This is a genomic window from Micrococcus sp. M4NT, from assembly GCF_033790745.1.
Classification (GTDB): domain Bacteria; phylum Actinomycetota; class Actinomycetes; order Actinomycetales; family Micrococcaceae; genus Micrococcus.
Genome location: NZ_JAMYEH010000008.1, coordinates 35,610 through 60,533, shown reverse-complemented (window position 1 = coordinate 60,533; position 24,924 = coordinate 35,610). Strand labels below are relative to the sequence as shown.

The window sequence follows — 24,924 nt, the reverse complement described above, 5'->3', positions numbered from 1 at the left end:
GCCCGGACCGACCCCACGGTCCCCGCAGCCCCGGCAGCTCACGATGCGGACGTCCCGGATCACACTGCGGGACCGGAGGCGGTGCGCCCCTACACTGGAGCGGTCCGTGGGGACACCTCGTCTCGACCCCGCCCGAAGGGAGCTCCATGAGCCTGATCGTGCAGAAGTTCGGCGGCTCCTCGGTGGCCGACGCCGCCGGCATCCAGCGCGTCGCCCGCCGCGTCACCGCCACCGTCGCCGCGGGCCACCGTGTGTGCGTGGTCGTCTCGGCCATGGGCGACACGACGGACGAGCTGCTCGACCTCGCCGCCGAGCTCACCGACGCCGCCCCCGCCCGCGAGATGGACATCCTCCTCTCCGCGGGCGAGCGCATCTCCATGTCCCTGCTGGCCATGGCCATCCATGCCGAGGGCGTGCAGGCCCGCTCCTTCACGGGATCGCAGGCCGGCATGATGACGGACACGTCGTACGGCCGCGCCCGGATCGTGAAGGTCAGCCCGCACCGCGTGCAGGGCGCTCTCGACGACGGCGCCGTCGCCATCGTGGCCGGCTTCCAGGGCATGAGCCCCGAGTCCCAAGACATCACCACGATGGGCCGCGGCGGCTCGGACACCACCGCCGTCGCCCTCGCCGCGGCGCTCAAGGCGGACGTGTGCGAGATCTACACGGACGTGGACGGCGTGTACTCGGCCGACCCGCGCGTCGTGCCCACCGCCCGCAAGATCGGCGAGCTCTCCTCCGAGGAGACCCTCGAGCTGGCCGCCTCCGGCGCCAAGGTGCTCCACCTGCGCTCCGTCGAGTACGCGCGCCGCTTCGGCGTGCCGATCCACGTGCGCTCCTCCTTCTCCGACCACGAGGGCACGTGGATCATGCCCGACCCGAACGACACCATCACCCTGCAGGAAGGCGCTCCCATGGAACAGCCCATCGTCGCCGGCGTGGCGCACGACCGCTCCGAGGGCAAGGTCACGATCGTCGGCGTCCCGGACGTCCCGGGCAAGGCCGCCGAGATCTTCCGCGTGATCGCCGAGTCCAACGTGAACATCGACATGATCGTGCAGAACGTCTCGCGCGCGGGCTCCGGCCGCACGGACATCTCCTTCACCCTCCCGATCGTGGAGGGCAAGGACGCCCTGGCCGCCCTGCGCGCAGCGCAGGAGCGCATCGGCTTCGAGGACATCGAGTCGGACAAGGAGATCGGCAAGCTCTCTCTCGTGGGCGCGGGCATGCGCTCCAACCCGGGCGTCTCGGCCACCTTCTTCAAGGCCCTCTCGGACGCCGGCGTGAACGTGGACATGATCTCCACCTCGGAGATCCGCATCTCCGTGGTCACCGCGGAGGACAAGCTCGACGACGCCGTGCGCGCCATCCACACCGCGTTCGACCTGGACGCCGACGAGCAGGCCACCGTCTACGGGGGCACCGGGCGCTGAGCCCGGACGCCGGCCCCGGGGGCCCGGGCGCCCTGCTCGAGCCCGACGCCGGATGGACCGGCTTCGCAGCGCTGCTCTCCCCGCGCCTGGACCAGGAGGACTGAGCGGCGCACGCGCCGCCGTCGCCCTCCCTCGCGCACATGGACGACGCCGCCCCCGCACCGTCACGGAGAAGGTGCAGGGGCGGCGTCGTGAGCGCCCGTCTCGTCAACGAGGACGATGGGGGTCAGGCTCCGGTCACGGGACCGTGACGGTCACGTCGGTCGCAGCGCCGTCGGCCCAGATGACCTGTCCGCGCCACGTGCCGTCGGTGAGGCCGGACCAGGACAGCTCAGCCTCGGTGAGCTCACCGTTGGTGACGGGCACGGGGTTCGGGGTCACGGTGAGGTTGCCCGCGTCCTCGCGCAGCTCGAGCGTGTCCAGGGACGCGTCGTCCGCGCCGCCGTCGGCGGTGGCGTAGAGGTTGGCGATCACGAGGTACTCACCGGCCACCGGGTTGTCGAGGGTGATGGTCTCGCTCGCCGACTCGGTCGCCATCTGCACGACCTTGCCCTCGGGGGTGACCACGGCGAGATCCCAGTCGGCGTCCGAGGCGCCGGCGTTGATGCTGGCCACGAAGGACTTGGCACCCTCGCCCACGGTCACGGTCTTCACCGCGGTGGAGGTGTTCTCGTTGACGGAGATGGACTCGCCCGGGGTCTTGGTCACGGGGGTGGCGTCCACCTTGCCGAGGCCCAGGATCTGCGGGGTCAGCTCACCGGTCATGCCGGGGTTGATCTCCACCGTGGCGGAGCCGGAGGCGCCGGAGCCGGTGACCGACGACGTCGCGGTGGCCGCCAGGGCCTTGAGGGTCACCGGGGAGGTGACCTCCGGGACGGACTTGCCCTTGGCGGTGCTCCAGGTGAAGGAGCCGTGGGTCCACTCGTTCGTCGGGGCGTCCGTGCGGGTGAAGGTCAGGGTGACCTCGGCGGACTGGCCCTTCTTGAGGTCCAGGTACGACGGCGAGGCGGTCACCTCGAAGCCGGGCACCGAGCCGGAGAACTGCCAGCGGCCGTTCTCGAGGGCGGTCACGGTGCGCGTCACGGAGGTGGAGCCCACCACATCGGGGATGGCCACGGAGGGGATGTTGACCTCGCGCCCGGCGATGTCACCCATGATCAGGGCGTCCCACTGGGTGGCGTCGGACTCGTAGACCAGACCCGGGCGGTCGGCGGCCTTCGGGTCCGCGGAGCCGGCACCGGTGGCGAAGTTGTCCTCGTTGACGGAGCCGTCCGCGGTGAACACGTCGCCGGCGGTGGTCATGAGCGCCGACTTGACCGCCATGGGCGACCACTCCGGGTGCTTGCCGATCAGCAGGGACGCCATGCCGGCGAGGTTCGGGGCCGCCATGGACGTGCCGGACATGAGCCCGAACTCGTTGCCCTCGTAGGACGGGTCCAGGGGGGAGACGCCGGCGATCACGTTCACGCCGGGGGCGGCGACGTCGGGCTTGAGGAACTCCTGGTTCACGGCGTTGGACGGGCCGCGCGAGGAGAATCCGGCGATCTGGGGCAGCGGGTCCTCGGGCAGGCCCGTGGTGTCCTGCGGCACGATCGTGGCGGTGAGGCCGCCGGCCTTGACCTTCTCGATGATCGAGGCGTCGTTCGTGTGCACGGTGGGGACCGAGTGGATGTCCGCGTCCAGGGAGCTGGGCGTGACGTTCACGAGGATCATGCCGACGCCGCCGGCCTCGGCGACCACCTGGGACTTCTCGACGCGGGCGTTCTGGCCGCGCTCGCAGAGCACGATCTTGCCGGCGGTCTTGGCCGGGTCCAGGGAGCCGGGCAGGCACAGGCGGGCCTGGTCGGCGGTGGCGCCGGCGGCGGCCACCTGGGACGCGTGCACGACCTCCGCCGGGCCGACGCCGGTGCGGGACGAGGAGGCGCCGCGGACCTTGGTGCCGTCCGAGAACTCCACGGTGCCGGTGAGCTCGTTGGAGAAGGTCTCCGCGGCCACGGTGGTGACCCACGGGGAGGAGTGGTTCACGGTGTTGGCGGTGGGGCCGGAGTTGCCGCCGGAGGCGGAGACGAAGATGCCGGCCTCGGCGGCGGAGCGGAAGGCCATGGCCACCGGGTCCACGACGGAGGTGTTGTTGCCGGAGATCGAGTAGTTGAGCACGTCCACGTTGTTCTCGATGGCCTGCTCGACGGCGGCCACGGAGGCGGAGGTGTAGCAGCCGCCGGTGTCCGGATCGGTGTCCTCCCAGCAGATCTTGTAGGAGATCAGCTTCGCGGCGGGGGCCACGCCGGCGCCCTCGCCGAACGAGTCGCCGTTGATGTCCTGCGCCACGCCGGTGTTGCCCAGGATCGTGGTGGCCACGTGGGTGCCGTGGGAGGCGACACCGAGAGGGGAGATGCGCTCGTTGGGGTCGCGCTCGTCGATCGGGACGAAGCGCTCGAAGTCCTCGGAGAAGGCGTAGGCGCCCAGCAGCTTGCTGTCGCACGAGGAGGCCGGGAAGTCGGGGCCGGTCTCGCACTCGGCGACGGCGGTGGTGCCGTCCGCCTTGAGCATGGCGATCTGGCCGTCCGCGGTGCGGTACGGCTCGCCCACCTTCGGCTTGCCCTTGAGCGGGCCGACCGGCTCGCCGTCGATGAACGGGTTGTCCGGGTGGATGCCGGAGTCGATGACGCCGACCACGACGCCCTTGCCGGCGTTCTTCTCGGAGCCGTACGTGGTCTTCCAGGTGCCGTTGCTGCCGGGAAGGCCGAGGAACTCGGTGGAGGTGTAGTCGGGGGCGACCTGCTCGTCCGGAGTCACAGCGAGGACGCTGCGGTCCTTGCTCAGCTGGAGCGCCTCCTCCGCGGTGAGCTCGGCGACGAACGCGTTCACGGCGCGCTGGAAGGTCATGGCCGGCGCGACGCCGTGGGCCTGCGCGACCTTCTCCTGCTGGCGCTTGAGCTTGGCCTCGTAGTTCTTCACGCGGGGGTGCGACGGATCGAACTTCTCCTTGGGCGCGGCGCCCGGGGCCGGGGCTCCGGCCTCCTCGGCGGTCACCGAGGGCTGATCCGCGAGGATCACGAAGTAGCGGCCGTCCTCGAACTGCTGGTCCACGCTGAGCTTGCCCTGGGGGCTGGAGGCGGCGGCGCCGGAAGGCGGCTGGACAGCCGAGGCCGGAGCGGCCAGCGCGGGAGCGCCGAGCAGGCTGGCGCCGAGGACGGCGGCGGCGAGACGACGCCGGGCAGGGGTGTGGGAACGGGGCATGGCCTCCGCCTTTCTCATCAAGGACAGGTCCGGGTGCCGCTTCGTCGCTGAGGCGGTGGGAGCGGGGGCAGTCGAGGCCGGAGGGCCTGTGTGACTCGCACCACAGTCGGATGGATGCAATGTAGCTCACAGCGTCCGGTTTGGCCAGACGATCGTCAGCCCTCCCCCCCCCCCCAGGAGCGACACAGAGGGCCCGCCGGGCGCGGGGCACGGTCCGGCCGGCGGCCGCGTGGACGTCGTCGGGACCGGGAGGGAGGCGCGGCGCGGGAGAATGGATGCGCCATGCTCCAGATCCAGACCGACCCGCCCACTCCTGTCGCCGCGCCGACCGGGGACGCGCGCCCCGCCGTCGTCGTGCTCCCCGCCGAGGAGTGGCGGGCGCGCGCCCGCGCGCACCGGGAGCGGATCTCCGCGCGGACCGCGCCGCTGGTGGCGCTGCACATGCGCGGCGAGAAGCATCCCGTGCAGGACTTCCTGTTCGGCTACTACGCCCACTCCCCCGCGGCGCTGGCGCGCTGGCATCCCGGGGCGGGCATGCTCCTCGCCGACGACGACGCCGGGTCGAACTCCGCCGCTGAGGCCGAGGAGTCCGGCGCCCCGGCCCGAGGGACGTGGAAGCACGTGCGCCGCGTGCGCGCGGGAGAGCCGCTCGCGCCGGGCGGGCCGCCGTCGCCGGCCGCGGGCTGGACCGTGGACGAGACGGCCTTCGCACGCGACCGGGCGACCGGCGTCGCCTTCACGCGCGACCTTCTCGCCCGGACCTCCGCTCGAGCGCCCCGGCTGGGGTGCTTCGGCCTGCACGAGTGGGCCATGGCGTACCGCGCGGACGTGCACGGCGTGCGCCACTCCCAGCTGCCTCTGCGCCTGGGCGCGGCGGGGACGGACGCGGTGGTCGAGTCCCAGAGGATCCGGTGCACGCACTTCGACGCCTTCCGCTTCTTCGCGCCCGAGGCGCGAGGGCTCAACGAGGGCGACGACGGTGCGCTCCCCACGCGGGAGGGCATGCGGGACATGGAGCAGCCGGGATGCCTGCACGCGGGCATGGACCTCTACAAGTGGGCGTACAAGCTCGTGCCGTGGGTGAGCTCGGAGATCGTGGCGGACTGCTTCGACCTCGCGTGGGACATCCGGGCCCTGGACATGCGGGCCTCGCCGTACGACCTCACCGGCGTGACCGACCTGGCCGGCGGCGACTACCCGCCCGTGCGGATCGAGACGCCCGAGGGCCGGGCCGAGTACGCGCGGGCGCAGCGCGGGTTCGCGGAGCGGGCGCAGGCGCTGCGGAGGCGGCTGCTGGAGGCGATGGAGGCGCTGGAGGGGCACGGTGGGTCGGAAGGCCTGGAGGCGTCAGCAGGCATCGGGGTGCCGGAGACGCGCCGTGGCCTGGGAGGATGAGCGGCATGAGTGAGCTGCCCCCGGAACTGCGCGGCGTGCGCTTCGACGACGACGACGCGCCCCGCCGCCCACGCCCGATCGTGCTGATCGTGACGTGGCTGTGCATCATCGGCCTCGTGATGAGTGTGGCGGCGGGGATCTTCAGCTCGTTCTGAGGGCGCGTCGGAGGCCCGGGAGGGGCGCCTCGATTCCCCCTCACGCCCGCCGGCCGGCCCCGGGGCTGAGAGTCCGCGGACCCGCGGTGGCGGCCCGTCCTCAGGCCGAGGGGAACTCGCACACCCCGTCGTGGCAGACGGCGCCGCCGTCGGACGGCGGGGCCTGGACCCGGGCGGCCTCGTCGCGCAGGACTGCCGCGAAGTGCTCCACGCTCTGGGCCCCGGAGACCGTGGCGGAGTCGTTCACCACGAAGAACGGGACGCCGCGCACGCCGAGGTCCGCGGCACGCTGCTCGTCCGCGCGCACCTCGCGCGCATAGCGGTCGCCCGCGAGGACCTCGTCCACCTCGGCCGCCTCGAGGCCGACGTCCAGGGCGAGCCTCCGGACGACGTCGGCCGAGCCGATCTCCTCCCCCTCGGAGAAGTAGCCGCGGAAGAAGCGCTCCTCCGCCTCGGCGCCGAGCCCGCGGGACGCGGCGAGCTGCAGCACGCGGTGGGCGGTGAACGTGTTCCCCGGCTTCGCGGTGCGCCACTGGAAGTCCAGGCCCACGCTCCGGGCCTGCTCCTCCTCGTGGGAGAGGACCGCGAGCGCCTGGGGCGTGCTCGCGCCGTAGGCCGTGCTCATGACCTCGGGCAGCGTCATGCCGTACGACGCCGGCGCCTGCGGGTTGAGCTCGAAGCTGTGCCACACGATCTCGGCGTCCACGCCGGTCTCCTCGATGGCGAGCTCGAGGCGGCGCTTGCCGATGTAGCAGAACGGGCAGATGACATCCGACCACACGTCGATCTTCACGGGGATCCGACCTTCCGGGATTCCACGGCCGTCGCGGGTCGGCGGCTCGTCCACTCCGGTGGCCAACGTCAGGTGAGGGCGGGACATTCCTCGGGGGTCCGCGGAGGCCGGCCCAGGGCGGCGGGCTGCGCCCGAGCCCACTCGGGACACCCTGCGACACGCCTGTAAAGCACACTTGACGTAAAGCGTGCTTTACATGCATCCTCGTGTCATCGGGTGCGACCGAGCGCCCGTCACGGCCACAAGGAGGGAACCATGGACGAGATCACCCAGACCACGCAGTTCACGGAGGGTCGCGGAGACACCGTGCACCCCGATGCCGCCGCGGCACCCCGGAGTCGCTGGGGCCGGTCGGCGAAGCTCGGCGGCGGGACGGGGCGCCTGATCGGGATGAGCCTTGCGGGCGGCATCGTGCTCGCGGCGCTCATCGGTGCCGCGGCCTGGTGGCTCGGCCCGCTCGCGGGCGACCCGGACCCCGGCCGCCCCTGGCTCGTGGCCGCCCTCATCACGGCCTCCTGCCTGCCCGTGGGCTTCGTGCTGGTCTGGGCCCTCCTCGTGGACCGGGACACCCTCGAGGGCGCGGTGCGGCACCCCGAGCAGTCGATCGAGTCGCAGTGGTACGACAAGGCGGCAACCGGCGCGTTCCACGACCTGTTGGTGGTGCTGGGACTTGGCACCTTCGTCGTCACGATGACCCGGTGGGAGGCAGAGCTCGGGCTCGTCGGCGCGTGCCTGGTGGCATTCATGATGCTCGACGTCGCGGCCCGCTACCTCGTCCAGAAGCGCCGGGGCTGAGAGCGTGGACAACTCCCTCCCGGAGGAGCGGGCACGCCTCGGCTGGTCACAGCAGCGCCTGGCCGACGAGCTCGGCGTCTCCCGGCAGACCGTCATCTCGCTCGAGAAGGGCCGGCACGACCCGTCGCTGGCGCTCGCCTTCCGCCTCGCGGCGGTCCTCGGGCGGCCGATCGAGCAGCTGTTCGCCCCCGACGAGGACGCATGATCGCCGACTCCTCACCGGGGGAGCCGCCTCAGCGCATCTGGCCGTCCACGTAGAGCCACGCCCCGGCGTCGCGGCGGAAGCGGCTGCGCTCGTGCAGGCGGAACCTGCCTCCCTCGCCCTGCCCCACCGCCACGAACTCCACCTCCGCTGCGTCGGGGCCGACGCCGCCGAGGTCCAGCACGGCCAGGCGGGTGAACCGCGGCGCGGGGTCGGCAGAGGTCGGCATCAGGTCCTCGACGGCGGGCCTGGTCTCCGGCACCCATGTGGCCCGCAGGTAGGCGACCATCGCGCGGGCGAGGCGGGCGCCGCCGTCGTGGGCGACCTCTGCGGCGCCGAGCCGGGCGAAGGCGCTGAACCGCGCGCGCATGAGCGCCTCCGCGGTGGGCGCGGTCAGCGCGCCGTCATGAGTGAAGGCGGCGTGGATCCTGCCGCAGCACGCGGCGAGCGCGGAGCCGGATCCGCACGGGCAGGGCGCCTCGTGCTCCGTGCGGGCCGTGCTCACGCGCGGTCGCGGCGGCTCACGCGCTTCCGGGCCGACTCGGCCTCGGTGCGCCGCTGCGAGCGGGCACGCATGCCGCGCAGGCCCGTGAGCACGACGCCGGCGGCGGCCGCGAGCAGGGCGGGGCCGAGGGGGCTGATCGGGCGGACGGAACGAGAGGGACGAGCGGGGCGGACGGGGCGGCTGGTCTGACGCATGGCGCCAGAGTACGCGGGACGCCGGGCACGATGGCCGGGCGTTCCCCCTGAGCCGACAGCCCGGCGGGCCGATCCACCGGGCGACGAACCTCCCACCGGCGTCGTCGACCCTGTGCTGAAGCCCCGGTGCGGCGAACCCGAGGTCATGGATCAGCACGCGGCTGAGGGACTCGCCCGGAGACTCCGACCTGGCATCGGCGAAGTCCCATGCCTCCCGGAACCGCTCCCGCGCCGATCTGCTCGGCAGGCCTTCCGCGTCCTCCTCGGCCCAGTGCGAGGCGGGCGCCGGGTGACGGAGGGGCAGGGCGTCCAGGGACGGGATCGACTCGCGGAGAGGCAGGTGCCCGCCGAGGTGCCGCTGCACGGCGGGAAGGGGAACGGCGAGCACCACTCCCAGCTCCAGGCCGGTGCTCAGTGCCAGCGAGATCGACGCTGGCTTCCGGTCCGGCAGGGGAACGCCGGACGGTCTGATGAGATGGACGGAATCTGCGTCCAGGCCACAGATCCCGTCCATGTCCACCGACCCGAAGAATCACCCGCCCGCGTAGACTGGGGCGGCAAGCTCGCGGAGCGCTCGGAACCGGGCGTGAGACGGCATCGACCCCGTCACGCTCCGCGACCTCAGCCTCGCGGGCCCTCCCGCGCCACGTCCATCCCGCACCCAGGAGCGTGTCATGCCCATCATCGTCGTCGACGTCATGCCCAAGCCCGAGATCCTCGACCCGCAGGGCAAGGCCATCAACGGGGCCCTGCCCCGCCTCGGGTTCACCCAGTTCAGCCAGGTCCGCCAGGGCAAGCGCTTCGAGCTCACCGTGGACGGCGAGGTCACGGACGAGATCCTGACCGCCGCCCGCAAGGCCGCCGAGGAGATGCTCTCCAACCCGGTGATCGAGGACGTCGTGAACGTCGAGCTCGTCGACGAGGCGGGGACCGACGACGAGGCCCACGCCTGATGGCCGCGGACCTCCCCCTCATCGGCGACTACTCGACGCCCGCCACTCCCCTGTCCGGCGCCCGCATCGGCGTCGTCACCTTCCCGGGCACGCTCGACGACGTCGACGCCGCCCGCGCGATCCGCCTCGCCGGCGCGGAGGCCGTGGCCCTGTGGCACGCCGACGCGGACCCGCAGGCCGCGCTGTCCGGCCTGGACGCCGTCGTCGTCCCCGGCGGCTTCTCCTACGGCGACTACCTGCGCGCCGGCGCGATCTCCCGCTTCGCCCCCATGATGGACGCCATCGCGGAGGCGGCCGGCGGCCCGCAGGGCGGCGCGGACGCGCTCCCGGTGCTCGGCATCTGCAACGGCTTCCAGATCCTCACGGAGTCCCACCTGCTGCCGGGCTCGATGATCAAGAACGACCACCTGCACTTCATCTGCCGCGACCAGGAGCTCACGGTCGAGTCCACGGACACCGCGTGGACCCGCGACTTCGCGCCGGGCCAGACCATCACCGTGCCCCTGAAGAACCAGGACGGCCAGTACGTGGCCGACGACGCCACCCTCGACGCCCTCGAGGCCGAGGGCCGCGTGGTGTTCCGCTACAAGGGCTGGAACCCCAACGGCTCGCGCCGCGACATCGCGGGCGTGGCCAACCCGGCGGGCAACGTGGTGGGCCTGATGCCGCACCCGGAGCACGCCGTCGAGGCCGGCTTCGGCCCGGACACCGCGGACGGCGTGCGCGCCGGCACCGACGGCCTGGGCTTCTTCACCTCCGTCCTGACCACCCTCGCGAGCCGGGGAGGCGCCGCATGAGCCAGCAGTTCAACATCGAGACCGTGGAGCACGCCGCGGCGAACCCGGACGTCGCCCAGCCGTGGGCGGAGCTCGGCCTCAAGGAGGACGAGTACGCGCGGATCCGCGAGATCCTGGGCCGCCGCCCCACCGCGGCGGAGCTCGCGATGTACTCCGTGATGTGGTCGGAGCACTGCTCCTACAAGTCCTCGAAGGTGCACCTGCGCCAGTTCGGGGACAAGCTCACCGAGGAGATGAAGAAGAACCTCATGGTGGGGATCGGCGAGAACGCCGGCGTCACCGACCTCGGCGACGGCTGGGCCGTGACCTTCAAGGTGGAGTCGCACAACCACCCCTCCTTCGTGGAGCCCTACCAGGGCGCGGCCACCGGCATCGGCGGCATCGTGCGCGACATCATCTCGATGGGCGCCCGCCCCGTGGCCGTCATGGACCCGCTACGCTTCGGCGCGATCGACCACCCGGACACCGCCCGCGTGGTGCACGGCGTCGTCTCCGGCATCGGCGGCTACGGCAACTGCCTCGGCCTGCCGAACATCGGCGGCGAGGTCTCCTTCGACGCCTCCTACCAGGGCAACCCGCTCGTGAACGCGCTCGCCGTGGGCGTGCTCAAGCACGAGGACCTGCGCCTGGCGAACGCGTCCGGGGTCGGCAACAAGGTGGTGCTCTTCGGCGCCCGCACCGGTGGCGACGGCATCGGCGGCGCGTCCGTGCTGGCCTCGGAGTCCTTCGACGCCGGCGGCAAGCCCGCCAAGCGCCCCTCCGTCCAGGTGGGCGACCCGTTCGCGGAGAAGGTGCTCATCGAGTGCTGTCTCGAGCTGTTCCACGGCTCCCTCGTGGAGGGCATCCAGGACCTCGGTGCCGCGGGCATCTCCTGCGCCACCTCCGAGCTCGCCTCCAACGGCGAGGGCGGCATGCGCGTCGAGCTGACCGACGTGCTGCTGCGCGACTCCACGCTGACCCCGGGCGAGATCCTCATGTCCGAGTCGCAGGAGCGCATGATGGCCGTCGTGACGCCGGAGAACGTCGCGGCGTTCGAGGCCGTCATGGCCAAGTGGGACGTGGAGTACTCGTGGCTCGGCGAGGTCACCGGCGACGGCCGCCTCGTCATCACGTGGGACGGCGAGGTCATCGTCGACGTCGACCCGCGCACCGTGGCCCATGACGGCCCCGTGTACGAGCGCCCGTACCACCGCCCCTCCTTCCAGGATGCGCTCCAGGCGGACACGTTCCGTGCCTCCGCGGCCGGCCAGGACCTGCCGCAGGACGGCGACGCGCTCAAGGCCGCCGTCGTCGAGCTGATGGCCTCCCCCAACATGGCGGACGTCTCCTGGATCACCCGGCAGTACGACCGGTACGTGCGCGGCAACACCGCGCTCGCCTCCCCCGACGACGCCGGCGTGGTCCGCGTGGACGAGGAGACGGGCATGGGCGTGGCCCTGGCCACGGACTGCAACGACCGCTACGCGTACCTCGACCCGTATGCGGGCGCGCAGCTGTCCCTCGCGGAGGCCTACCGCAACGTGGCCACCGTGGGCGCCGTGCCGCTCGCCGTCACCGACTGCCTCAACTTCGGCTCCCCCGAGGACCCCGAGGTGATGTGGCAGTTCGCCGAGGCCGTCCGCGGCCTCGCCGATGCGTGCCAGGTGCTCGGCGTGCCCGTCACCGGCGGCAACGTCTCGCTCTACAACCAGACCGGCGGCGTCGCCATCCATCCCACCCCCACCGTGGGCGTGCTGGGCCAGCTCGACGACGTCGCGCGCCGCACGCCCTCGGGCTTCGGCCGGGACGCGGACGGGCAGGCGGTCTACCTGCTCGGCGTCACCCGCGATGAGCTGGACGGCTCCGAGTTCGCGAACCTGCGCGGCCACCTGGGCGGCACGCCCCCGAAGGTGGACCTCGAGCAGGAGCGCCTGCTCGGCGAGCTGCTGGTCAACGCCTCGCGCGACGGCATGATCGACGCCGCGCACGACGTCTCCAAGGGCGGCCTCGCGGCGACCCTGGCGGACATGGTGCTGCGCTTCGGCGTCGGCGCGCGGATCGTGCTGGACGAGGTCCTCCGCCGCGACGGCGTGGACCTGTTCACCGCGCTGTTCTCCGAGACGCAGGGCCGCGCCGTCGTGTCCGTGCCGCGCACCGAGGAGGTCCGCTTCAACGACATGACCACCGCGCGCGGCTACACCGTGACCCGGATCGGCGTGGTGGACGTGGAGTCCGGCGCCCTCGAGGTGCAGGGCGGGTTCGAGCTGCCGATCGCCGAGCTGCGCGAGGCCTGGGAGGCCACCCTGCCGAAGCACTTCGGCTGAGCGGGCGCCCCACCCCTGTGACGAGCCCTGCGTCGTCGCCGTCATCCGCCCCGGATGGCAGCGACGACGCAGGGCTCGTCCTCATGCCGGGACCGTGTCATCCGTCCGCATCCGGGAGCGGCCAGGTGTTGCCGAACCCCCCGGGCCGCGTGTTGAGACTGTGGACGGAGACCGGAGAGCCTGGTGATGTTCAGTCAGCCAACGATCGCGGTCTCTTTTGCCGCCGTGGAAAGCACGGCGCGCTTCCCCGCCTTGAAAGGATGACCATGTCCACGAACAGCACCCCGCCGCGTCACGGAGACGCAGCCCGCCCGAACGAGACCGTCGAGTCCGTCCGCACCGTGCCGACCGAGGGCCCGCACGTCACCGAGACCACGCATCGCACCGAGACGGTCGGCACGCCGGACCACGGCTCCTCCGCCCCCCACGTCGAGGCGGCCCGTCACGACGACGCCGCCCGGGACTCGTGGCTGGGCACCGACTACGGCCGCCGCTCCTCGAACGTCTCGTGGGGCGCGATCTTCGCCGGCGTCATGACCTTCCTCGCCGTGCTGGTGCTGCTGGGCGTCCTCGCGACCGCCCTGGGCCTCAGCGCCGCAGGCGGCACGGCCACCGGCATCTGGGCGCTCGTGACGCTGGTGCTCGGCCTCGCCGCCGCCGGCTTCGTGGCGGGCGCGCTCGGCGTGCGCAGCGGCCTGCTGCACGGCCTCGCCACCTGGGCCACCTCCCTCGTCGGCCTCATCCTGGCCGCCACGCTGCTCGGCTCGTCCGTGATCGGCGGCATCGGCGGCGTGATCGGCGGCGTGGCCAACACCGCCGCCCAGGCCACCGACATCTCCACGCAGGACGCGCAGGAGGCCGGTCAGCAGGTCGACCAGCAGGACATCGACCAGGCCCGCACCCAGGCCGAGCAGGCCGCGAACGACGCGCAGCGCACGTTCGAGGAGAACCGCGACGAGATCGCCCAGGGCGCCTGGTGGACCTTCGGCGGCCTGCTTCTCGGCGCGCTCGTGTCCTCCCTCGCCGGTGTGGCCGGCGCCCGCGCCGTGCACCGTCGCGAGACCGAGGTGCGCAACGGCGTCGGCCGCCGCGTCGACGCCTGATCTGACACACGCCTGACCCGGCGGCTGAGCCCGCCTCTGACGAGCCCTGCGTCGTCGCCGTCATCCGCCCCGGATGGCAGCGACGACGCAGGGCTCGTCGCGTGGGGGGGCTGAGCGAGGCGGCGGCGCGGGGGACTCAGGGTGGGGTGGGCAGGGGCCGAGATCCACCCTGGGGCGGATGTGCCCCCCCGGCCCGTCCCCCTAGTTTCATGGGGTGACCGATGCGAGCGTGCGCCTGCGGGCCGATCCGATCTGTGGGCTGACCCACGCCGAGGTGGCCGAGCGGGAGGCGGCCGGTCTCACGAACGCGCAGCCGCGGGACACCTCCCGCAGCCTCGCCACCATCCTGCGCGTGCACGTGCTCACGCTGTTCAACCTGGCCATCGGCCTGTGCGCGCTCGTGGTGGTCCTGCTGGGCCGCTGGTTCGACCTCCTCTTCAGCCTCGCGGCCGTGGCCAACGTGGTCATCGGCGTGGTGCAGGAGTACTCCGCCAAGCGCACCCTGGACCGGATCGCCCTGCTGAACCAGGACGACGCCCTCGTCGTCCGCGACGGGGAGCGCGTCCCCGTGCGGATCGTCCAGATCGTGCTCGACGACGTCGTGGTGCTGCGCCGCGGCGACCAGGTGCCCGTGGACGCCGAGGTGCTCGCCTCGGAGGGCCTGGACCTCGACGAGGCCCTCCTCACCGGGGAGAACGACCCCGTCCCCAAGCGCCCCGGCGACGCCGTGCTCTCCGGCTCCTCCGTGGTCGCGGGCACCGGGCTGGTCCGCGCGACCGCCGTGGGCCCCGACTCGCACGCCGCCCGCCTCGGCGCCGAGGCCAGGAAGTACCGGGCGATCCACTCGGAGCTGCGCGAGGGCCTCGAGAAGGTGGCCCGCTGGCTCACGATCGCCCTGGTGCCGATCATCGCCGTGATCGTGAACGGCCAGGTCACCGCGGCCGGCGGCTGGGGACGCGCGCTCTCCGCCCCGCGCGAGGAGACGCTCGAGCCCGCGCTGATCGCGTCCGTGGCCGCCGTGACCAGCATGATCCCGCAGGGCCTGGCGCTCATGACCACCATCTCGTTCGCCGTGGCCGCCCTCAAGCTGGCCCGGCGCGAGGTCCTCATCCAGGAGCAGCCCGCCGTGGAGGTCCTGGCCCGCGTGGACACCGTGTGCCTGGACAAGACCGGCACGCTCACGGAGGGCGGCGTGAGCTTCCACGGCGCCAGCCCGCCGCACGCCGGGGACGCCGGTGCCGCGCCTGGCATCAGGGCTGAGATCTCCCCGGCCACCCGGGCGGCGCTGGCCTGGTTCGGTGCGGACCCGGACGCCAACCCGACGGCGGCCGCCCTCCGAGAGCCGTTCGCCGCCGCGCCCGTGCCCATCCCGATCGCCGCGGTCCCGTTCTCCAGTGCCCGGCGCTGGTCCGCCGTCGTCTTCGGTCCAGACGCCGACGCCCACGCCCCAGGCCTCGCCGGGACGTGGCTGCTGGGCGCCCCCGAGGCGCTGCTGGACGCCGCGCACCTGGGCCCGGAGCGCACCGACGCCGTCGGGGCGGGCTGCGCGCACAGCGCGGACCGCGGGCTGCGCACCATGCTGCTGTGCCGCGCGGACGCCGCGCCCGTCGGCGAGGAGCTCCCCGCGGGCCGGGATCCGGCCGCCGTGCTCACGTTCCAGGAGAACGTGCGCCCGGACGCCGCGCAGACCCTGGGGTACTTCCGGGATCAGGGGGTGCGGATCGCCGTGATCTCGGGGGACAGTCCGCGCACGGTGGCCGCCGTCGCCCGCACCGTGGGTGTGGACGTGCCCGGCGACGCCGTGGACGGGCGCACCCTGCCCTCGGATCCGGAGGAGCTCGCGGAGGTCATGCAGGCCCACAGCGTGTTCGGCCGCGTCGCCCCGGAGCAGAAGCGGGCCATGGTCGCGGCCCTGCAGAGCCGCGGCCACGTGGTGGCCATGACGGGCGACGGCGTCAACGACGCCCTCGCGCTGAAGACCGCCGACCTCGGGATCGCGATGGGCAACGCCGCATCCGCCACCAAGGCCGTCTCCCGGATGGTGCTGCTCGACGGGCGCTTCGACCGCCTGCCGGCTGTGCTCGCGGAGGGGCGCCAGGTGATCGCCAACATGGAGCGCCTGGCGCACATCTACCTCACGAAGACCACGTATGCGCTGCTGCTCGGCGTGGTGTTCTCCCTCCTGGCCTGGCCGTTCCCGCTGCTGCCCCGGCAGGCCTCCACGGTGGACCTCATCATGATCGGCGCGCCCACGTTCTTCCTCGCGCTGCTGCCCAACGCCCGGCGCTACGTGCCGGGGTTCCTCGGGCGTGCGCTGCGGTTCGCCCTGCCCAGCGGCGCGGTGATCCTCGCGGCCATGCTGGCCCTGGGCTGGTACGTGCGGAACCGGGCCGCGGGCGAGGTGGGCACGGCGCAGCTGCAGACCGCCGCCATGATCACCCTGACGCTGGCGGGCCTCTGGGTCCTCAGCACCATGGCGCGGCCGCTCACCCGCGGCACGGCGGTGCTGATCGCCGCGATGTACGCGGTGCTCGCCCTCGTGGTGCTCGTGCCGGCCTCCCGCTGGTACCACGTCCTCGAGGTCCCTGCCCCGGACGTGCTCACCGCGTCCCTGGTGATCGCCGGGCTCGCGTGCGCAGGCATCGAGGCGATCCACCGGGTGCACCGGCGTCATGGGGAGCGCACGGTGCCCCTGAGACGTTGACGCTGTGCCCTCGGCGGGGCGAGAGTAGGGCGTGATTCCACTGTGGAACGGCACCTCCTCCGGGTGGGCCCTCCGCAGCGGGGCAGATCTGACCGTCAGACACAGAAGGAGAACACCATGCGTTGGCTCACTCTCGGCCTCGGTGCCGCCCTCGGCTACTTCCTCGCCTCCGGCGAGGGCCGCCAGAACCTCGACAAGATGTCCCAGAACGCGCAGAAGCTCTGGAACGACCCCAAGACCCAGGAGAAGGTGGGACACGTGCAGGAGACCGCTCAGCAGAAGTTCGCCGAGGTGAAGAACTCGGACAAGGTCCAGGACCTCGCCGCCAAGGTCGGCGCGGGTGAGAAGGACGCGCTCAAGGGCGATGACCGCGCGAGCCGCTCGGAGGACTCCTTCGCCGACCAGCGCGTGACCGAGTCCAACAACGACAACGTGCAGGCGGCCAACGCGACCGGCGCCGATCCGGACTTCATCTCGGATCCCTCCACCCCGCTCGGCGACGAGGGCCCCACGGCCCGCTGACCCGCGCACCCCGGACCGACGACGCGGCCCGCCTCCCCCTCCGGGGCGGCGGGCCGCGTCGCGTCCGTCGAGGGTCAGGTCGCGGGTGCCGCGGCGGGCTCGGCGATCGCATCCTCGGCCGGCGCCTCGATGGGCGGCACGGCGTTCCACTCGGAGAACGTGGTGACGGCCCCGGTGCCCGCGGACTCGGTCTCCACGGTCAGCAGCTCGCCGTCGTCCTGGGCCACGGTGAAGGCCCGCAGCGCGACGCCGCCGCCCTCCCCGCTCGCCGGCACGTCGAGCACGTAGCGCACGGCGTCCTGGCCGCTGCGGCGCAGGGTGTCCGCGTCCGCCTCCTTGCCGTCCAGGCCGTCGCCGGCGGGCAGCGCCGCCAGCAGCGAGTCCACCATGGCCCCCATGCCCTGTGCGGACGGGTCGCCCGTGGCCTCGGCCGCGGTCCACTTCTCGGCGTACTCGGGGTCCTCCCCGGCCACGCCGCCGCGCTCCTCGAGCGTGAAGCGGGAGAAGGTGCGCCCGTCCACGGTGCGGCTCTCGTCGCGCGTGGTGTACGCGCCGTCGCGGAACTCGCTCACGTAGCGGAAGGCCTCTCCCGACGTCGACCCGGAGATGTCCGTGGAGTCCGGCACGGTGGCGCCGGCGGACGTCTGCGCGCCGGCGCGCAGCTCGGTGACCATGCGGACCGAGTCGGCCTGCTCGAGCTGGGTGCGGGCCTTCGCCCACGCCTCGGGGGCGTCGCCGCCGTCAGCCCCGCACCCCGAGAGCAGCAGGGCCGCCCCCGTCCCCAGGACGGCCAGCGGGAGGGCCCGGCGCGCGCCGCGCCGCTTCATCAGGTCGCCACGCATCACTCGGACACCTCCTCCGGCACCTCGGCCGGGTCGATCGCGTTCCAGTCGCTGAGCTCGTACTGCTGGAGGGCGTTCGCGGCCTCCACCTGCAGGCCCACGAGGGAGCCGTCCTCATCCACCGTGAAGGAGCGCACGCGGACGGGCTCGCCCTCGCCCGCGGCGGCCTGGGCCGCGCCCGCGACGTCGGCCGGCACCGCGTACCGCTGGGCGTGGCCGTCCTGGAGCTCGACCTCCTCCGGCTCCACGTCCGCACCCTCGAGGGCGTCCGCGGCGGGGAGGGCGATCCGGTCCAGCTCGGTGCGCAGCGGGTTCGCCTGGGCCTGCGCCTGGTCCGCGGGGAGGCGCTTCCACCCGTCGTCGCCGTACGCGGCGCGCACCTGCGCGGGGACGTCCTGGCCCTCCGTGCTGACGCGCGCATAGACGTCCTCGCCCACGGTGCGGGTGTCCACGACCATGCGGGAGTCCTCCCCCACGCCCATGGTGGCGGTCGAGGTGGCGTTGCCGCCGTCGAGCGTGCCGGCGATGTCCCACGTGACCACGCTGGGGCCCTGGCGTCCCGTGGTGTACGCGGTGGAGAGGCGGACCGAGTCCGCCTCGTCGAGCTGGGTGCGGGCCTGCTTCCAGGCTTCACCCCCGGGCTGGGGATCCGACGCGCACCCGGCGAGGGCCAGGGCGCCGATGAGCCCCAGTCCCGCCGCGTGGACGGCACGTCTGCGCTGCATGTTCTCCTCCTCGGTGCGGCCGCGGGGTGGGCCCGCGGTCCTCGCGCCTCACCTTACCGACGACGGCGCAGCGCGAAGGACGCCCCGTGGTGGCCCTCCGGGAGGTGGTCGCCACGACCGAAGAGCTTGTGGCGCAGCGTGCCGTCCGTGTACGCGGTCTTGTAGCGGCCCAGACGCTGGAGCTCGGGCACCACGTGCTCCACGACGTCCTCGAACGTCCCGGGGGTGATGTGATAGGCCAGGTTGAAGCCGTCCACGTCCGTCTCGTCTGCCCACTCGGCCAGCTGCCGGGCCGCCGATGCGCCGCCGCCCACGATCACCGGGCCGAAGCCGCCGATGCCCACCCACTCGGCCAGCTTGCGGACCGTCCACTCCTCGTCCGTGCCAGAGGCCTTCTGGAAGGTCTCCACCGCGGACTGGATGGCGTTGGACTGCACGTCGCCGATCGGCTCGTCCAGCTCGTACTGCGAGAGGTCGATGCCCATCCAGCCGGACATCAGCACGAGGCCGCCGAGCGGGTCCACGTACTGGGCGAGGTCGTCGTACTTGGCGCGGGCGTCGTCGTCGGTGGCGCCGGTGACCACGGTCTGCATGGCGAAGACCTTGACGTCGTAGGGGTCGCGGCCGGCCTCGACGAGGGCCTGGCGGATCTTCGCGGTGGTGGCCTTGGCCAGCTCCTTCGTGGGGGAGTTGATGAAGACCGCCTCGGCGTGCTTGCCCGCGAAGGCGCGGCCGCGCGTCGAGGCGCCGGCCTGGTAGATCACGGGGGTGCGCTGCGCGGAGGGCTCGGTCACGGCATGGCCGGGCACCTTGAACCACGTCCCCTCGTGGGCGATGTCGTGGACCTTGGCCGGGTCCGCGAACACGCCGGTCTCCTTGTCGTAGACCACCGCGTCGTCCTCCCACGAGCCCTCGAGGAGCTTGTAGACGACGTCGAGGTACTCGTCCGCGTGCTCGTAGCGCTCGTCGTGCTCCATCTGGTCGTCCTGGCCCATGTTCTGGGCCGCCGAGGGCAGGTAGCCGGTGACGACGTTCCAGCCCACGCGGCCGCCCGTGAGGTGGTCCAGCGTGGCCAGGCGGCGGGCGAACGGGTACGGGTGCTCGTAGGCGGTGCCGGCGGTGACCCCGAAGCCGAGGTGCTCGGTGACGGCGGCCATGGCCGAGACCAGCAGGAACGGGTCGTTGACCGGGGTCTGCGCACCAGTGCGGATGGCGGCCTCGGAGGTGCCCCCGTAGACGGAGTAGGGGCCGAGCACGTCCGCGATGAACAGGCCGTCGAAGAGACCCTGCTCAAGGGTCTTGGCCAGGTGCGTCCAGTAGCCCAGCGTGTTGTAGTCGCGGGCATGGTCGTCCGGATGGCGCCACAGGCCCGGCGACTGGTGGGCCACGCAGTTCATGTCGAAGGCGTTGAAGAGGAGCTCGCGGCCGCGGCCCGGGGCCGGGGGGGCGGCGGGGACGGCGGGCTGGGCGGTGTTCTCGGTGGTCATGGCAGGAGGTCCTTCGGGAGTGGAGGGCAGAAGAGGTCGGACGCTCAGTCCAGCCCCGGCCGATGCGGGGGGCAATTCGGGGTGGCGGCGAGGCGCGCGGAACGTCACCTTCGCCGCGCCCTGCAGGGAGGGCCGCGCGGCCGCCGGCGTGTGACCCGGGGTTGCGGGGTGCCCGACGGGTCAGTCCTCGGAGACGGGGGTGAGCACGCCGGCGACCAGGGGATCGTCGGTGGTCTCGAGGTACTCCTTGAACTTCGGGTCGCTGAAGACCTCCTGCAGCTTCTTGGTCTCCGGCGACTCCACGGCGTCGGTGGCGACGATCAGGCGGGAGGCGAAGCTCCGGGGCGGGTCCGGGAAGAGGATCCCCTTGTCCCGGCTCACCTTGCCGGCGTCGAACAGGTTCGTGTATCCGACGGCGACGTCCACCGAGTCCAGGGTCCGCGGCATGGACAGCAGGTCGATCTCCTGGAAGTCGAAGCCGCGGGGGTTCGCGGTGACGTCCTTGAGGCGGGCAGTGCGCGGCTCGATCGACGGGTCCAGCTCGATCAGGCCCTCACGCTGGAGCAGCCACAACGCCTGCCCCTGGTTCGCGAGGTCCGTGGGCACGGCCACCACGGCCCCGGCGGGGACGCCGTCCAGGGAGTCGTAGCGGGAGGAGTACAGGCCGAACGCCCACTGGTACAGCTCCGTGGTGGGCGTCAGGTCGAACCCATTCCCGTCCGCCACCTGTTTCATGTACCACTGGTGCTCGAAGATGGTGGCGTCCACCTCACCCGTGGCCACCGCGCGGTTCGCCTGGACCGAGTCCGCGATCCCGACCGGCTCGATGGTGACACCGTGCTGCGGCGCGATCTCCGCCGCCACGTACTCGAGGATGCGCTCCTCGCCTGCCATGGCGGGCTCGTAGTGGACCCGCAGGGGCCGGTCGACGGCCGCCGCCGATCCGCCGGCGGCCACCGCCGGATGGGCCGCACCCCGCATCAGGATGACCCCCAGAGCCAGGGCGACGATCGCGGCGACGGCGGCCACGGTCCAGGGGAGGCGGTCGGTGCGCCGCCGCAGGGTGAACCCGTGGTCGTGGCCGGTGGTGGACGGAGTGGAACGCGGCAAGGGGTGCCTCCTGATGAGGTCGAGCGGGCGAGGGGAAGGGCGAGGATGAGAACGTGGGCGTCCCGGCGAGGACGCCCGGCCGTGATCGGTCACGGGCGTTCCAGGGACCGGGCGAGGCGGTCGCCGGCGAACTGGACCAGCTGCACGCTGACGATCAGCACGACGATGGTCGCCGCCATGACGGTCATGTCGAACCGCTGGTAGCCGTAGGTGACGGCCAGATAGCCGATGCCGCCGGCACCGATGGTCCCCGCGATGGCCGAGTACTCGAGCATCGAGATCGTGTTGAGGGTGAGGGCCGAGACGAGGCCCGGCACCGCCTCCCGCAGCTGGGTCTGCAGGATGATCTGGACCGGCGAGCTGCCGGTGACGAGGCCGACGGCGAGGTTCTCCCGAGGGAGGTCGTTCAGGGTGTTCTGGACGAGCCGGGCGAAGAAGGGGACGCCGGCGATGACCATGGGCACCACGGCGGCACGGATGCCCAGGGTGGTCCCCGTGATCCACGCGGTGAAGGGGATGATCGCGGCCATCAGGACGAGGAAGGGGAGCGAGCGCCCCATGTTGGCGACCCAGCTGAGGACGCCGTGCCAGCGGGGATGGGGGAAGAGCCCACGGGAGGACGTGTTGTACAGCAGCACGCCTCCGATCCCGCCGAAGGCCACGACGAAGACCATGACGATCCCGACCATCGCCCAGGTCTCGCCGTAGGCCGGGAGCAGGAGCGCAGGGATCTCGCTCCACGGGGTGTCGAAGGTGAGCGGCTCGGAGGCGGCGGCGGCGAGCGCGATCATGCGGCGACCCCCGCGACCTCACGCGTCAGGTCGGCGTCGGCCGGACGCCCGCGCACGGGCACGTCGGCACCGCCCTCCACGATCACCCGGAGCCCGGCGGCGTCCAGAACCGCGACGGCGGCGGCGACCTGCCGCTGATCGTCGGTGTCGAGCCCGATCACCAGCCGGCCGAGCGGACGGGTGCCGTGGTCCTCGAGGGTGCCGCCCAGCAGGCTCACCCCCGCGGACACGGCGCGGGCGAGGTCGCCGAACCAAGCGGGGTCGACGGGGACGGAGCCCAGGGAGACGCGCAGGACGGTGCGCACACCGGGCACCCGCTCCACCGGGTGGACGGGCAGGAGCTGGCCGGCCGCCGGAGAGTCCCCGCGTCCGATCAGGTCGGCGACCCGTCCGTGCTCCGCGATCCGCCCGTGGTCCAGGAAGGCCACCTCGTCGGCCGCGGCCCGGACGGCCTCCATCTCGTGGGTGATGAGGACGATCGAGACTCCGAGGTCGGCGCGCAGCTCGGTGAGGAGGCGGAGGATCTGATGGGTCGAGCGCGGATCGAGACCTGAGGTGGACTCGTCCGAGAGGAGGATGCGAGGTCGAAGAGCGAGCGCCCGGGCGATGCCGACCCGCTGCGCCTGACCACCCGAGAGCTGGCCGGGGTAGGCGTCCGCCTTGTGCAGCAGATCCACCCGTTCCAGGAGCTCCGCCACCCGCGCCTCCATCTCCCCGTGCTCCACTCCGAGGTTGCGCAGCGGCAGTGCGACGTTCTCAGCGACGGTGATCCGGCGCAGCAGCGCCGAGTGCTGGAAGATCGTCCCGATCGAGCGGCGGCTGTCCCGCAGCGCACGCCCGGAGAGCTCGGACAGGTTGCGCCCGTCCACGAGGATCTGCCCGGAGGAGGGCGTCTCCAGGAGGGAGATGCAGCGGGACAGGGTGGACTTGCCGGCCCCCGACGGACCGACCACGGCGGTGATGGATCCGTCCGGCACCGTCAGGTCGATGCCCTTCAGCACCTCGACCGGTCGCCCGGTCTTCGACTCGTATCTCTTGTGCAGATCGACGATCTCCAGCACGGCGTCTCCTTCATCGGGTCGCGACCGGCGCACGGGTTCTCGCGTCGGGCCGCCGCACGGCGGGGCCCGGGAAGCGTGGACGCGTCCATCGGTCCTGGCGGGAGCACCCTGGCCCTCACCCTGCCTGCGGGAGGCGGGTGAGGCGGGCTGCTGCGGCGTCGTCGAGCCAGATCTCTCGGCCGCTCTGGATGGGTGCAATGACTTCATCACACCGGCCCCGCGCCTCACAGCCGGGCCGACCGGCGAGGACGCATCGCGGCCGCCAGGGCCGTGGGGGATCTCGGCGCCGCGCACACGTCGTCACAGGACCGCCCCCACCACGACGACGGCGACGCCCCCGCCCGGGTGCGCCGCCGTCGTCGTGGTGGGGCCACCGTGCCCGCCGACCCCGCCGCGCTCAGTCCTCCGGGACCTCGCCGGCGGAGGTGTACGCGACCGGGGCCGCGCCGTTGACCAGGCGGTCCCCGACCATCCGGACCTTGAACACGGCAGGATCGTGCGTGGCCAGGGTGCGGGCGTTGCGCCAGTGGCGGTCCAGCTGCAGCTCGGTGGAGGTCGCGGAGGCGCCGAGGGTGTCGAAGATCCGGGTGCAGACCTCGAGGACGAAGTCCGGCACCACGGCCTGAGCCCGGTAGGCCGCGTCCATCGCCTCGTCCCACAGGCGGGCGCTCACCTCGCCCTCGACGTCGTCCGGATGGGCCGCGTCCCACGCCGCGGCGGCGTCCATGGCCCTCCCGACCTCGCGCACGAGCAGCCGAGCCGCGCTCACCTGCCCGGCCATGCGCCCCACGATCTCGAGCAGCTGCGGATCCTGCTGCGGGCGGTCCGCCGTGCCGGTGTTGAACGTTCGGGTGCGGGCCTTCAGGAGGGCCACGCCCTCGTCGAGGGCCGCGCGGGCCACGCCCACCTGCAGGGCCAGCAGCGTGGCCTCCTCGAGCACCGGCACGGGCCCGTGCGAACGCGGCACCTCGAGCAGGTCCTCCGCGGCCGCGCCGTCGAGCACCACGGACCCGGTGGCGGTGAGCCGCTGGCCGAATCCGTCCCAGTCATCCTTGATGCGCACGCGCGGCTGGCGAACGCGCACCACCGCGATCGCCCGCTCCGGCTCGCGCACCGCGCCGCCGGCCCGCTTCGAGTTGCGTCGGGAGACGAGGTCGGCCCCGTCCACGCCCACCGTGACGATGGTCCACTGCGCGAACGCCGAGCCCGTGGCGTAGTACTTGTGGCCCGTGACCACCCACGTGCCGCCCTCGTCGCGGGCGGCACGCGCCGCCGCCCGGCCCGGCGCGGCCCCGGATCCGGCGCGCTCCGCGAGGGCGGAGCCGGCCCACTCCCCCGCGGCGGCGTGAGGCATCCAGGCCTTCCTCAGGCGCTGAGGCTGGTCGTCGACGGCGGCCACGAACACCAGGTGCGAACGCCACAGGTGTGCGGTGTTCACGTCCCGCGCGGCGAGGTCGGCCAGCAGGCGCAGCACCGTCTCGTGCCCGGCTCCGCGCCCGCCGAACTCGGCCGGGACGCTGACCTTCCCCAGCCCGGCCTCCTGGAGCCGCTGCTGCGCCACGAAGGGCAGGTGGCGCCCGGCCTCGCGGGCCCGCTCGCCCTGGGCGGCGGCGTGGAACACCTCGGCGAACTCGGCGGAGAGGGATGCGTGGTCGGCGGCGGGGCTCTGCATGGGCACCACTCTTCCAGAGCGCCCCGGGGGTGCCGGGCAGCCGGCGGCGCGGCAGGCGGCGGCCGGCCCTGCGTGACGCGGGGCGGGCGGGGCGGCCGCGGGCATTCGTACGCTCGAGGACCGAGCCCGGGCTCCTCCGAGA

Annotated in this window: 22 protein-coding genes; 11 read left to right on the top strand and 11 right to left on the bottom strand. The window is 73.0% G+C overall.

Annotation, left to right across the window (positions count from 1 at the left end):
- Nucleotides 1-146 precede the first annotated feature (146 nt).
- A complete protein-coding gene (locus NJC10_RS06935; protein ID WP_319075489.1) occupies nt 147-1,433 on the top strand; it encodes an aspartate kinase in 1,287 nt (428 codons plus the stop codon).
- A gap of 237 nt (nt 1,434-1,670) precedes the next feature.
- Here NJC10_RS06935 and NJC10_RS06930 read toward each other — a convergent pair whose 3' ends face one another.
- Entirely contained in the window at nt 1,671-4,673 is a 3,003-nt protein-coding gene (locus NJC10_RS06930; protein ID WP_319075488.1) for a S8 family serine peptidase, read from the bottom strand.
- Between the two features lie 282 nt (nt 4,674-4,955).
- Between NJC10_RS06930 and NJC10_RS06925 the strand changes: the two genes are divergently transcribed.
- The gene (locus NJC10_RS06925; protein ID WP_319075487.1) at nt 4,956-6,068 is read left to right on the top strand and encodes a 3-methyladenine DNA glycosylase; all 1,113 of its coding nucleotides are present in this window, start codon (nt 4,956-4,958) and stop codon (nt 6,066-6,068) included.
- A gap of 5 nt (nt 6,069-6,073) precedes the next feature.
- A complete protein-coding gene (locus NJC10_RS06920; protein WP_248116516.1) occupies nt 6,074-6,223 on the top strand; it encodes a hypothetical protein in 150 nt (49 codons plus the stop codon).
- 100 nt (nt 6,224-6,323) lie between these two features.
- Here the strand turns inward: NJC10_RS06920 and NJC10_RS06915 are convergent, their stop codons facing one another.
- The gene (locus NJC10_RS06915; RefSeq protein WP_319075486.1) at nt 6,324-7,016 is read right to left on the bottom strand and encodes a DsbA family oxidoreductase; all 693 of its coding nucleotides are present in this window, start codon (nt 7,014-7,016) and stop codon (nt 6,324-6,326) included.
- 255 nt (nt 7,017-7,271) lie between these two features.
- Here NJC10_RS06915 and NJC10_RS06910 point away from each other — a divergent pair, with 255 nt between their 5' ends.
- A complete protein-coding gene (locus NJC10_RS06910) occupies nt 7,272-7,811 on the top strand; it encodes a hypothetical protein (RefSeq protein ID WP_319075484.1) in 540 nt (179 codons plus the stop codon).
- A gap of 4 nt (nt 7,812-7,815) precedes the next feature.
- Nucleotides 7,816-8,016 (top strand): helix-turn-helix transcriptional regulator, encoded by a 201-nt coding sequence (locus tag NJC10_RS06905; protein ID WP_319075483.1) that lies wholly within the window; start codon nt 7,816-7,818, stop codon nt 8,014-8,016.
- Between the two features lie 28 nt (nt 8,017-8,044).
- Here the strand turns inward: NJC10_RS06905 and NJC10_RS06900 are convergent, their stop codons facing one another.
- Nucleotides 8,045-8,518: a YchJ family protein gene (locus NJC10_RS06900; RefSeq protein ID WP_319075481.1), complete on the bottom strand. Its 474-nt coding sequence runs from the start codon at nt 8,516-8,518 to the stop codon at nt 8,045-8,047.
- Complete coding sequence (locus NJC10_RS06895; protein WP_319075479.1) at nt 8,515-8,712, bottom strand: hypothetical protein; 198 nt, start codon at nt 8,710-8,712, stop codon at nt 8,515-8,517. Before NJC10_RS06895 ends, NJC10_RS06900 begins: the two co-directional genes overlap by 4 nt.
- A gap of 674 nt (nt 8,713-9,386) precedes the next feature.
- On the opposite strand from NJC10_RS06895, the gene purS reads away from it, so the two are divergent.
- The 6 genes from purS to NJC10_RS06865 all read left to right on the top strand — a co-directional run bounded on the left by purS (nt 9,387) and on the right by NJC10_RS06865 (nt 17,094).
- Nucleotides 9,387-9,665, top strand: coding sequence for a phosphoribosylformylglycinamidine synthase subunit PurS (purS, locus tag NJC10_RS06890; protein WP_298710481.1), 279 nt, complete (start codon nt 9,387-9,389; stop codon nt 9,663-9,665).
- Nucleotides 9,665-10,462 (top strand): phosphoribosylformylglycinamidine synthase subunit PurQ, encoded by a 798-nt coding sequence (gene purQ, locus NJC10_RS06885; protein WP_248116496.1) that lies wholly within the window; start codon nt 9,665-9,667, stop codon nt 10,460-10,462. Before purS ends, purQ begins: the two co-directional genes overlap by 1 nt.
- A complete protein-coding gene (purL, locus tag NJC10_RS06880) occupies nt 10,459-12,765 on the top strand; it encodes a phosphoribosylformylglycinamidine synthase subunit PurL (protein WP_319075478.1) in 2,307 nt (768 codons plus the stop codon). Before purQ ends, purL begins: the two co-directional genes overlap by 4 nt.
- A 266-nt stretch (nt 12,766-13,031) precedes the next feature.
- A complete protein-coding gene (locus NJC10_RS06875; protein ID WP_319075477.1) occupies nt 13,032-13,868 on the top strand; it encodes a hypothetical protein in 837 nt (278 codons plus the stop codon).
- A gap of 214 nt (nt 13,869-14,082) precedes the next feature.
- Entirely contained in the window at nt 14,083-16,572 is a 2,490-nt protein-coding gene (locus NJC10_RS06870; protein ID WP_319075476.1) for an HAD-IC family P-type ATPase, read from the top strand.
- A 117-nt stretch (nt 16,573-16,689) separates the two neighbouring features.
- Nucleotides 16,690-17,094 (top strand): YtxH domain-containing protein, encoded by a 405-nt coding sequence (locus tag NJC10_RS06865; protein ID WP_248116492.1) that lies wholly within the window; start codon nt 16,690-16,692, stop codon nt 17,092-17,094.
- A gap of 74 nt (nt 17,095-17,168) precedes the next feature.
- On the opposite strand, the gene NJC10_RS06860 is transcribed toward NJC10_RS06865, so the two are convergent.
- The 7 genes from NJC10_RS06860 to NJC10_RS06830 all read right to left on the bottom strand — a co-directional run bounded on the left by NJC10_RS06860 (nt 17,169) and on the right by NJC10_RS06830 (nt 24,782).
- A complete protein-coding gene (locus NJC10_RS06860; RefSeq protein WP_319075474.1) occupies nt 17,169-17,936 on the bottom strand; it encodes a hypothetical protein in 768 nt (255 codons plus the stop codon).
- On the bottom strand, nt 17,936-18,661 hold the full coding sequence (locus tag NJC10_RS06855; RefSeq protein WP_319075472.1) for a Tat (twin-arginine translocation) pathway signal sequence: 726 nt from the start codon (nt 18,659-18,661) through the stop codon (nt 17,936-17,938). The genes NJC10_RS06860 and NJC10_RS06855 overlap by 1 nt, the downstream gene beginning before the upstream one ends.
- A 53-nt stretch (nt 18,662-18,714) precedes the next feature.
- Nucleotides 18,715-20,148: an LLM class flavin-dependent oxidoreductase gene (locus tag NJC10_RS06850; RefSeq protein WP_319075471.1), complete on the bottom strand. Its 1,434-nt coding sequence runs from the start codon at nt 20,146-20,148 to the stop codon at nt 18,715-18,717.
- Nucleotides 20,149-20,328: 180 nt separating this feature from the next.
- Nucleotides 20,329-21,258, bottom strand: coding sequence for a MetQ/NlpA family ABC transporter substrate-binding protein (locus NJC10_RS06845; protein ID WP_319075469.1), 930 nt, complete (start codon nt 21,256-21,258; stop codon nt 20,329-20,331).
- Between the two features lie 89 nt (nt 21,259-21,347).
- A complete protein-coding gene (locus NJC10_RS06840; protein ID WP_135030714.1) occupies nt 21,348-22,049 on the bottom strand; it encodes a methionine ABC transporter permease in 702 nt (233 codons plus the stop codon).
- On the bottom strand, nt 22,046-23,110 hold the full coding sequence (locus tag NJC10_RS06835) for a methionine ABC transporter ATP-binding protein (protein WP_319075466.1): 1,065 nt from the start codon (nt 23,108-23,110) through the stop codon (nt 22,046-22,048). The genes NJC10_RS06840 and NJC10_RS06835 overlap by 4 nt, the downstream gene beginning before the upstream one ends.
- Before the next feature lie 397 nt (nt 23,111-23,507).
- Nucleotides 23,508-24,782, bottom strand: a complete 1,275-nt coding sequence (locus NJC10_RS06830; RefSeq protein ID WP_298710501.1) for an acyl-CoA dehydrogenase family protein — start codon at nt 24,780-24,782, stop codon at nt 23,508-23,510.
- Between the last annotated feature and the right edge of the window lie 142 nt (nt 24,783-24,924).

What these genes read in the sequence shown, in the direction of transcription:
- NJC10_RS06935 (WP_319075489.1), top strand. Translation starts at nt 147, where the DNA reads ATGAGCCTGATCGTGCAGAAGTTCGGCGGCTCCTCGGTGGCCGACGCC.
- NJC10_RS06930 (WP_319075488.1), bottom strand. Translation starts at nt 4,673, where the DNA reads ATGCCCCGTTCCCACACCCCTGCCCGGCGTCGTCTCGCCGCCGCCGTC.
- NJC10_RS06925 (WP_319075487.1), top strand. Translation starts at nt 4,956, where the DNA reads ATGCTCCAGATCCAGACCGACCCGCCCACTCCTGTCGCCGCGCCGACC.
- NJC10_RS06920 (WP_248116516.1), top strand. Translation starts at nt 6,074, where the DNA reads ATGAGTGAGCTGCCCCCGGAACTGCGCGGCGTGCGCTTCGACGACGAC.
- NJC10_RS06910 (WP_319075484.1), top strand. Translation starts at nt 7,272, where the DNA reads ATGGACGAGATCACCCAGACCACGCAGTTCACGGAGGGTCGCGGAGAC.
- NJC10_RS06895 (WP_319075479.1), bottom strand. Translation starts at nt 8,712, where the DNA reads ATGCGTCAGACCAGCCGCCCCGTCCGCCCCGCTCGTCCCTCTCGTTCC.
- purS (WP_298710481.1), top strand. Translation starts at nt 9,387, where the DNA reads ATGCCCATCATCGTCGTCGACGTCATGCCCAAGCCCGAGATCCTCGAC.
- purQ (WP_248116496.1), top strand. Translation starts at nt 9,665, where the DNA reads ATGGCCGCGGACCTCCCCCTCATCGGCGACTACTCGACGCCCGCCACT.
- purL (WP_319075478.1), top strand. Translation starts at nt 10,459, where the DNA reads ATGAGCCAGCAGTTCAACATCGAGACCGTGGAGCACGCCGCGGCGAAC.
- NJC10_RS06875 (WP_319075477.1), top strand. Translation starts at nt 13,032, where the DNA reads ATGTCCACGAACAGCACCCCGCCGCGTCACGGAGACGCAGCCCGCCCG.
- NJC10_RS06865 (WP_248116492.1), top strand. Translation starts at nt 16,690, where the DNA reads ATGCGTTGGCTCACTCTCGGCCTCGGTGCCGCCCTCGGCTACTTCCTC.
- NJC10_RS06860 (WP_319075474.1), bottom strand. Translation starts at nt 17,936, where the DNA reads ATGCGTGGCGACCTGATGAAGCGGCGCGGCGCGCGCCGGGCCCTCCCG.
- NJC10_RS06855 (WP_319075472.1), bottom strand. Translation starts at nt 18,661, where the DNA reads ATGCAGCGCAGACGTGCCGTCCACGCGGCGGGACTGGGGCTCATCGGC.
- NJC10_RS06850 (WP_319075471.1), bottom strand. Translation starts at nt 20,148, where the DNA reads ATGACCACCGAGAACACCGCCCAGCCCGCCGTCCCCGCCGCCCCCCCG.
- NJC10_RS06840 (WP_135030714.1), bottom strand. Translation starts at nt 22,049, where the DNA reads ATGATCGCGCTCGCCGCCGCCGCCTCCGAGCCGCTCACCTTCGACACC.
- NJC10_RS06830 (WP_298710501.1), bottom strand. Translation starts at nt 24,782, where the DNA reads ATGCAGAGCCCCGCCGCCGACCACGCATCCCTCTCCGCCGAGTTCGCC.